This window comes from Virgibacillus oceani, assembly GCF_014638995.1.
In the GTDB taxonomy this organism is placed as follows: Bacteria; Bacillota; Bacilli; order Bacillales; family Amphibacillaceae; genus Virgibacillus_E; species Virgibacillus_E oceani.
On record NZ_BMFR01000020.1, the window covers coordinates 50,306 to 57,933 of the forward strand.

The 7,628-nt window shown below is 36.6% G+C and carries 9 protein-coding genes; 6 read left to right on the forward strand and 3 right to left on the reverse strand.

All coding sequences use genetic code 11. The annotated features are described in order from the left end of the window. The first annotated feature begins 156 nt into the window (after window positions 1–156). Window positions 157–357 carry an alpha/beta-type small acid-soluble spore protein gene (locus IEV74_RS17090; protein WP_188456584.1) on the forward strand — a complete coding sequence of 67 codons (201 nt, stop codon included), beginning with the start codon at window positions 157–159 and terminating at the stop codon, window positions 355–357. 204 nt (window positions 358–561) lie between these two features. On the opposite strand, the gene IEV74_RS17095 is transcribed toward IEV74_RS17090, so the two are convergent. Both IEV74_RS17095 and IEV74_RS17100 read right to left on the reverse strand, forming a co-directional pair. Continuing rightward, the gene (locus IEV74_RS17095) at window positions 562–1,659 is read right to left on the reverse strand and encodes an ABC transporter ATP-binding protein (RefSeq protein ID WP_188456585.1); all 1,098 of its coding nucleotides are present in this window, start codon (window positions 1,657–1,659) and stop codon (window positions 562–564) included. A 112-nt stretch (window positions 1,660–1,771) separates the two neighbouring features. Further along, complete coding sequence (locus IEV74_RS17100; RefSeq protein ID WP_188456586.1) at window positions 1,772–2,662, reverse strand: PucR family transcriptional regulator; 891 nt, start codon at window positions 2,660–2,662, stop codon at window positions 1,772–1,774. A 551-nt stretch (window positions 2,663–3,213) separates the two neighbouring features. On the opposite strand from IEV74_RS17100, the gene IEV74_RS17105 reads away from it, so the two are divergent. Both IEV74_RS17105 and IEV74_RS17110 read left to right on the forward strand, forming a co-directional pair. Then, a complete protein-coding gene (locus IEV74_RS17105; protein WP_188456587.1) occupies window positions 3,214–3,576 on the forward strand; it encodes a YlbF/YmcA family competence regulator in 363 nt (120 codons plus the stop codon). Window positions 3,577–3,693: 117 nt separating this feature from the next. After that, window positions 3,694–4,464, forward strand: a complete 771-nt coding sequence (locus tag IEV74_RS17110) for an enoyl-CoA hydratase-related protein (RefSeq protein WP_188456588.1) — start codon at window positions 3,694–3,696, stop codon at window positions 4,462–4,464. A 52-nt stretch (window positions 4,465–4,516) separates the two neighbouring features. Here the strand turns inward: IEV74_RS17110 and IEV74_RS17115 are convergent, their stop codons facing one another. Then, window positions 4,517–4,702 (reverse strand): YhzD family protein, encoded by a 186-nt coding sequence (locus IEV74_RS17115; protein WP_188456589.1) that lies wholly within the window; start codon window positions 4,700–4,702, stop codon window positions 4,517–4,519. Window positions 4,703–4,877: 175 nt separating this feature from the next. On the opposite strand from IEV74_RS17115, the gene IEV74_RS17120 reads away from it, so the two are divergent. The 3 genes from IEV74_RS17120 (at window position 4,878) to IEV74_RS17130 (ending at window position 7,401) form a co-directional block, all read left to right on the forward strand. Next, window positions 4,878–5,087: a helix-turn-helix transcriptional regulator gene (locus IEV74_RS17120; RefSeq protein WP_188456590.1), complete on the forward strand. Its 210-nt coding sequence runs from the start codon at window positions 4,878–4,880 to the stop codon at window positions 5,085–5,087. A 171-nt stretch (window positions 5,088–5,258) separates the two neighbouring features. Beyond that, a complete protein-coding gene (locus IEV74_RS17125; RefSeq protein ID WP_188456591.1) occupies window positions 5,259–6,158 on the forward strand; it encodes an ABC transporter ATP-binding protein in 900 nt (299 codons plus the stop codon). Continuing rightward, window positions 6,151–7,401 carry an ABC transporter permease gene (locus IEV74_RS17130; protein WP_188456592.1) on the forward strand — a complete coding sequence of 417 codons (1,251 nt, stop codon included), beginning with the start codon at window positions 6,151–6,153 and terminating at the stop codon, window positions 7,399–7,401. The genes IEV74_RS17125 and IEV74_RS17130 overlap by 8 nt, the downstream gene beginning before the upstream one ends. Window positions 7,402–7,628: the final 227 nt, after the last annotated feature.

Genomic DNA, 7,628 nt, shown 5'->3' on the forward strand with positions numbered 1-7,628 from the left:
ATATTGTTGCCGAAAGTCTTTTACACTGCAAAATGAGCTAGTATGTTCCTTTTACTTTCCAACACTGACACTTTTGCTATAAGCACAATTTACCAACTATATTTTGTGATAAGTTTTTAGGAAATGCTAACAATATGATTACAGGAGGTGATAAACATGGCTAACAACAATTCAAACCAATTAGTAGTTCCTGGAGCTCAACAAGCTCTTGATCAAATGAAATATGAAATTGCTCAAGAATTTGGTGTTAACTTAGGTGCTGATACTACTTCACGTGCTAACGGTTCTGTTGGTGGTGAAATCACAAAACGTCTAGTTGCTACTGCACAACAACAATTTGGCGGACAACCTCAATAACATGGACGGGAAATGGGTTTTAGCCCATTCCCTACTTCAAAATATAGAGGGATAGTCTTTCAAGACATCCCTCTATATTTGCCATAATTAATTGGTAGTATTTACAATATTATTGTTATTATACAAAAAACAGCGATTTCAGAATGCAAATCGCTGTTTTTTTCCGTACTATTATTTTATTAGACATTTCCATTGAATGGAGTATTATCTAATTCTAAGTTCCGTATCTGGATCAAAGAAATGGGCTTTGTTCATATCAAATGCTAGATCGAGACGCTCCCCGCCATTAATATCTGAACGGGAATCGACTCTAGCGATAAAGTCCTGGTCGTTAACTTTTGAATACAAATATGTTTCTGCACCCATTAGTTCCGCTACTTCAATTGTAGCAGTGATTTTAGTGTCAGGTGTAGAATCAATAAATACTGGTTCATCGTGAATATCCTCTGGACGAATACCTAGAATAACTTCTTTATCGACATATCCTTTTTCGCGAAGTGACTTCATTTTACCTTCTGGAACGTTAATTTTTACATCATTCAATAGAAGATGGTCTTTTTTAAGTGTTCCAGTTAAAAAGTTCATAGAAGGTGATCCGATAAACCCGCCAACAAATATATTTTCGGGATTGTCATATACTTCTTTAGGTGCACCAACCTGCTGAATAATTCCGTCTTTCATTACAACGAGGCGTGTTGCCATTGTCATAGCTTCCGTTTGGTCATGAGTTACGTAGATAGTAGTTGTTTGCAGACGCTGATGAAGCTTTTGAATTTCCGCGCGCATTTGTACACGTAGTTTAGCATCCAGGTTTGATAATGGTTCATCCATTAAAAATACTTTTGCATCACGGACGATTGCACGCCCTAAAGCAACACGCTGGCGCTGGCCACCGGAAAGTGCTTTTGGTTTTCTGTCTAAGTAAGCCTCCAGGCCTAATATTTTGGCTGCATTATTTACACGTTGCTGAATTTCATCTTTTTTAAATTTGCGAAGCTTTAAACCGAATGCCATGTTATCGTAAACATTCATATGCGGGTACAATGCATAGTTCTGGAATACCATTGCAATGTCACGGTCTTTAGGTGCAACATCATTCATTTTTTTATCATCAATGTAAAGCTCGCCGCCAGTAATTTCCTCTAATCCAGCTATCATACGTAATGTTGTTGATTTCCCGCACCCAGACGGACCAACGAAAACAATAAATTCTTTGTCTTTAATGTGTAGATTAAAATCATCTACAGCGATAACTTTTTTGTCATAGGATTTTTGAATATGGTCCAAACGTAATTCTGCCATTATAAATTCCTCCTGTATGTAAGCATTTTCATTAATTTAATTGTATATAAAATTAGGAAAAGCTTAAATAGTAAATATGCACAAACATTTAAAAATGCTTTGTGCATGTTTGCTAGTCCAGATCATTTTTGGAAAGTATTGCTAGATATACAGTCATGGCATGATTAAAATTACGAATGTCGATACCTGTTTTTTCAATAAATTTATCGATGCGGTATTGTAAGCTGTTCCGATGCATAAACAATTCTTTGGCCGTTACGGAAACATTTAAGTTACAATCAATAAATGTTTCTATTGTATGCAGCAATTCATGATCATCAGCTACTTCTTTTAAAATCATTTCTGAAATCATTGCACGAAAATCGAATCCTATTTTTTCTATAATTAAATATGGAATTGCTTCAACATAGGTTATTACCTTTTTTTCGGAATGGGCAAATGATTTATCAGCATTTTCTATTAATGCTCGATAGTAAGATTTGGCATCATTCAATTGATGGAGAAATGGTCCAATGAAAAAATTGATTTTTACATACAAATCACTCATTAGAATATCAATTATTTGTTCGAAGGAGGTAGCTTCATCTGTTAAAACGGATTGCTCTTCAACAATTATTCCAGAATGATCGGTTTCCCAGAGGATCGGCATTGGCATTGTGAATATCTCATTTATTGCCTCATGAAAAGCGCGTGGATCTAACTTGTTTTCTGCATATGAAAAATAGATAAACCGGTAAGGGGAATTTGATTTCTGATTTGTGTTCATTTCATTTGTATGAATAAGGTTTGTCCAATACTGTTCTTTATCTGTAGGGATTGGCAATTGAATATGATAGGGTGTTAAAAACGTTGCCAGCAGGTCTTCTGCTTGTGTTGTTAATTCATCCTTTTCTATTCCAATAACCTCGCTGTCAGGTGTTATGTACCATAGATACTTGTCATTCTGATGTGTATTTGATTTTAGAATTAACGATGGAAAAATTTCCTGAAGTTTTTTTATCATAATCTATCCTCTTCTTTTAGTCGTATAAATGGGAAAAACTTTTAAAAAAGGTTTTTTTCTATTTTGTTCCTTTTTACTGCATTGTTTCCGTAGACTGCGACGTAATGAAATGCTTAGACTACTACCGTTTCGGAAATACACTAATGTGATATTTTATAACTTCATACGTTTATAGGGATGAGGAAATAAAAAAAGCATATTCATTCCTGCTAGCAGCCCGTATACACGGAGACTCCTGTGGGAGATGAGGCATCGGTGAGACCCCGGAGCGCGTCAGCGTGAGGAGGCTCATCAGCCGCCCACGGAAAGCGTAGTGTATACGGGCTGCGGGGTCAATGAGCAACGTAAAATGCAAAATTCACGTCGCAGTTTACGTCTATTAAGTAAAAAACAACAATCCTAAAGAAAACAGCCTTTTTATGTTGATCGTATTTTTATATGTAAGTACTGTGGTTTTAAAGCAGTTCGGTTTAGAAAATAGTATACATGATAGAACTCGTTTGGTATAGTAGGGGAGGAATACATTAGCAGATTTTTAAGGAGGAAGTACATTGCCTAACATTTATGATAGTGCATATGATTTAGAGAAAGCCATTCGTGAAAGTGACGAATTTAAAAGTTTAAAAGAAGCCTATGATGCCGTAATGAGTGACGACTCAGCAAGTCAAATGTTTGATAATTTCCGTAACACACAAATGGAATTGCAGGAGAAACAAATGCAAGGTCAGGAAATTACAGAAGAAGAAGTTGAAAAAGCCCGTCAGGTTGTTGAATTGGTTCAGCAGCATAAAGACATTTCAAAGCTAATGGAACAAGAACAACGATTAAATCTTGTTATTAATGACGTTAGCCGAATCATTACAAAGCCATTAGAAGAACTTTATGGTGATCCATCACAGGAAAATGCTGAATAAAACATATTATAAAAACGATTCGCGGGTTAATCCGCGAATCGTTTTTTTGATATGCAGGATTATTCGAATGCGATATCGAATTAATGATTAATATGGATACATAGAAAGGGGATTAATATGAGTACCGTACTTTTCGAAAGTGTTGATCATATTTCGTATATTTATTTGAACAGACCTGACCGATATAACGCCCTGAATAAAGAAATGCTTACGGACCTATTAAATGTAGTTGAGCAGGTTGAACAGAATGATGATCGGATTGTGATCATCAGCGGAAAGGGTAAAGCCTTTTGTGCGGGCGGGGATATTGGTATGATGGCAGATTTTAGTGACAAAGCTTATTATGACAATGTAATGGATACGATTTGCTCTATTGCCATGAAACTATACATGATGCCTAAAATGGTCATAGCGGCAGTTCAGGGTTCCGCTGCTGGGTTAGGATTAAGTCTCGCTCTTACAGCTGATTATGTTGTGGCCAATGAAAATGCTAAACTTGGGATGCTATTTCTTGGAGTTGGACTTGCACCTGATGGAGGTGGCCATTTTTGGTTACAGGAGCGACTCGGTACCCACAAGGCCAAACAATTTACATGGGGAATGGAACAAGTAAAGGCTGAAGAGGCAAAGAAAATGAATCTGGTTGATGTTATTACAGAGGAACATGCACTTGATCATGCAGCGTTGTTAGGACAAAGGCTGCTTTCGATGCCACTTACTTCAATGGTAAAAACCAAAATGCTTTATCATCAGCATCAGAAGGAAACGCTGAAATATTTCCTGAACGAAGAAAAAAACATACAATGGGAGCTCTGTCACACAAAGGATCATGATGAAGGTGTGGACGCATTTTTAGGGAAAAGAAAACCTATTTTTGTTGGGAAATAGACATATTAAAAGACGACTTCTTATACATGCTGGAAGTCGTCTAATCGTGAATTTACCGGTGAAATAATATTAATTTTGCTTCTGGTGATACGCAGCGGAAAGTATGTTCATTAAAACCTTCTTTTGTTAAACGAGCATCACCAATTTTTTTCGCTTCCTCATCATTTGCTGCCTGAAAGGATTCATCCAGCAGCTTTTTCCCAGTTTTCTCAAATACGGTTAATATATAGGTCCGCATGTAGTATCCTCCTTGAAGTACAAATACATAGTTAAAGTATATATTCGCGATATTCTGGAATTATCCTGCCTTTAACAATAATTTATTTTATTTTTGGTGTAAAGTAAACTTGACAACCTGAATAGAGTCACGTAAACTATGCGCAAAGAAAACCTTATTTTGTATAGGAGTTAACATGAAAACGTTAATTAAGGAAAAGCGAAATGAGCTGTATATTACACAAGAAGAATTGGCACATAAATTGAATGTGTCCAGACAGACTATTATCTCGCTCGAAAAGGGGAAGTATAAGCCATCGTTAATTTTAGCCCACAAGCTCGCCCAAACATTTAATTGTACAATAGAGGATTTATTTATTTTTGAAGGTGACGAGAACATTAAATGAAAATAGATGGATAAATTGGTTAAAAGTAATCACTATGCAACCGATCATAATGGTGTGGTAGATATTTTTCTTATTTAATGCTATTGATGATTTTCATATCGTAACTTATTATACAAGTGTATATGTTGCAGACAAAATAAAAGAAAAAAGGGAAAAGAGGGGGAATAAACATTGACATTAGTATTAAAAGATGTGACTAAACGATTTGGTCAACATACTGCAGTTGATCATCTTTCACTGGAAATACCAGAAAAAGAAATGTTTGGTTTTCTAGGAGGAAATGGTGCTGGTAAAACGACTACGTTCCGAATGATTCTTGGATTATTAGACATTACGGAAGGGGAAATTTCCTGGAATGGTGATACGATTAACTATAACAAAAGTCATTTAATTGGCTATCTTCCGGAAGAACGAGGTTTGTATCCAAAGCTGAAAGTAAGAGATCAGTTAATTTATCTTGGGAAATTACGTGGTATGACAAAAAGTGAAGTTGAAAAGGAACTGAAAGGATGGCTTGAAAGATTTAAGGTACCTGAATACATCGATAAGAAGGTAGAGGAATTATCTAAAGGTAACCAGCAAAAAATACAATTTATTTCCGCAGTCATACATAAACCGAAGCTGTTAATTTTAGATGAACCATTTTCCGGACTTGATCCAATAAATGTTGAAATGCTAAAGGAAGCGGTTGTTGATTTAAAGGAACAAGGCACTTCAATAGTGTTCTCGTCCCATCGCATGGAGCATGTAGAAGAGCTATGTGAACACTTATGTATTCTTCATAAGGGCAAGCAGGTTGTGCAAGGGTCACTGCGTGAGATCAAAAGGTCGTTTGGCAAGAAAAATTTAATTATTCATGCAGATGAGTCGCTTGAATTTTTAAAAGATCAGCCTGGAGTTATCAGCTACAAGGCACTAACTGAAGGGTGCGAATTGCAAATAGAAAATGAGAATGTATCACAGGCTATTTTTTCTGCATTGCAAGGTAAAGGTTTCATTCGAAAATTCGACCTAGAGGAACCGTCATTAAATGATATTTTCATTGAGAAAGTAGGTGCCTCCTATGAATAAGTTTTGGATTATATTATCACATACCTATATGACACGTTTTAAAACAAAATCGTTTATGATCAGTACAATTATCACACTTTTGTTCGTAGTTGGTGCAACAAATTTCCAAACAATTATGGATAAATTTGCAGGAGATAGTACAGATAAGATAGCTGTATTAGATGAATCAGGTGAGTTATTTGATCCGCTAAAAAAAGGATTGGAAAGTACAAATGAGGAAATGGAATTGGAAGCATTTAATGGTTCTGAAGCGGACGCCAAGGATGCCGTTCAGGCCGAGGAATATGAAGCACTAATCACATTATCATTAAACGAAAATGGACTCCCGGAAGCTACTTACTTTGCAAAGACAATTGCTGAAGCGGGTGAACAAACGGCAATTCAGCAACAATTGCAACAGCTGAAAGTGGCCGTTGCAACACAACAGGCGGGTATTGATCAGGCTAAATTAGCGGAAATTTATGCACCGGTTACATTTAATGCGGTTGCATTAGACAAAAGTGCAAAAACGGGCGAAGAGCTCAGCCAAGCACGTGGTATTGTATATGCAATGTTATTCTTATTGTACATTACAGTGTTAGTGTATGGCCAAATGATTGCACAGGATGTAGCGACGGAAAAATCATCGCGTGTTATGGAAATTTTAATTTCAAGTGTTTCCCCGGTTACGCAGATGTTTGCAAAGATAATCGGTATTGCGTTGCTGGGACTGACACAAATTATTCTGATCGTTGGTGTAGCCTATGCCATGATTACTGCTAATCAGGATGAACTAACGGGTGGTGTATTTAGTTATTTTGGCATTGAGGGTGCATCTGTTTCACTATTTATTTATGCAATTGTATTCTTTACATTGGGATATTTGCTTTATGCCACATTGGCAGCAATGCTTGGCTCACTAGTTAGCAGAATTGAGGATGTACAGCAGCTAATGATGCCGATGATGTTCTTAATTGTTGCCGCATTTCTAATTGCGATGTACGGCTTAAATGTTCCTGATGCTAGTTTTGTTACCATCAGTTCATACATTCCATTTTTTAGTCCGATGCTCATGTTTTTACGAGTTGGCATGCTGGACGTTCCTGTGTGGGAGGTAGCATTGTCTTTAGCAATATTAATTGGTACTATCATTATATTTGCAATAATTGGCGCAAGGGTCTACAAGGGTGGAGTCTTGATGTACGGTAAATCAAATTCATTGAAAGATTTTAAAAAAGCAATGCAATTATCGAAAAAGGACTAGATTGTGGCTGGGTCAAAAGTATTTTAGTTAAAGAGATATCCGAACTATGAATTCTTCCATTAGAATTTGTATTAGTTCGGATTTTTCTTTTTGTGGTATTCATAATCCCCACTGTTAATTGTCCGTAAACTGCGAAGTAAATATTACATTTTGCGATGCTCTTCGATTCCGCAGCCCGTATACACTACGCTTTCCGTGGGCGGCTGATGAGCCTCCTCGTGCTGACG

What these genes read in the sequence shown, in the direction of transcription:
- IEV74_RS17090 (WP_188456584.1), top strand. Translation starts at nt 157, where the DNA reads ATGGCTAACAACAATTCAAACCAATTAGTAGTTCCTGGAGCTCAACAA.
- IEV74_RS17095 (WP_188456585.1), bottom strand. Translation starts at nt 1,659, where the DNA reads ATGGCAGAATTACGTTTGGACCATATTCAAAAATCCTATGACAAAAAA.
- IEV74_RS17100 (WP_188456586.1), bottom strand. Translation starts at nt 2,662, where the DNA reads ATGATAAAAAAACTTCAGGAAATTTTTCCATCGTTAATTCTAAAATCA.
- IEV74_RS17110 (WP_188456588.1), top strand. Translation starts at nt 3,694, where the DNA reads ATGAGTACCGTACTTTTCGAAAGTGTTGATCATATTTCGTATATTTAT.
- IEV74_RS17115 (WP_188456589.1), bottom strand. Translation starts at nt 4,702, where the DNA reads ATGCGGACCTATATATTAACCGTATTTGAGAAAACTGGGAAAAAGCTG.
- IEV74_RS17120 (WP_188456590.1), top strand. Translation starts at nt 4,878, where the DNA reads ATGAAAACGTTAATTAAGGAAAAGCGAAATGAGCTGTATATTACACAA.
- IEV74_RS17130 (WP_188456592.1), top strand. Translation starts at nt 6,151, where the DNA reads ATGAATAAGTTTTGGATTATATTATCACATACCTATATGACACGTTTT.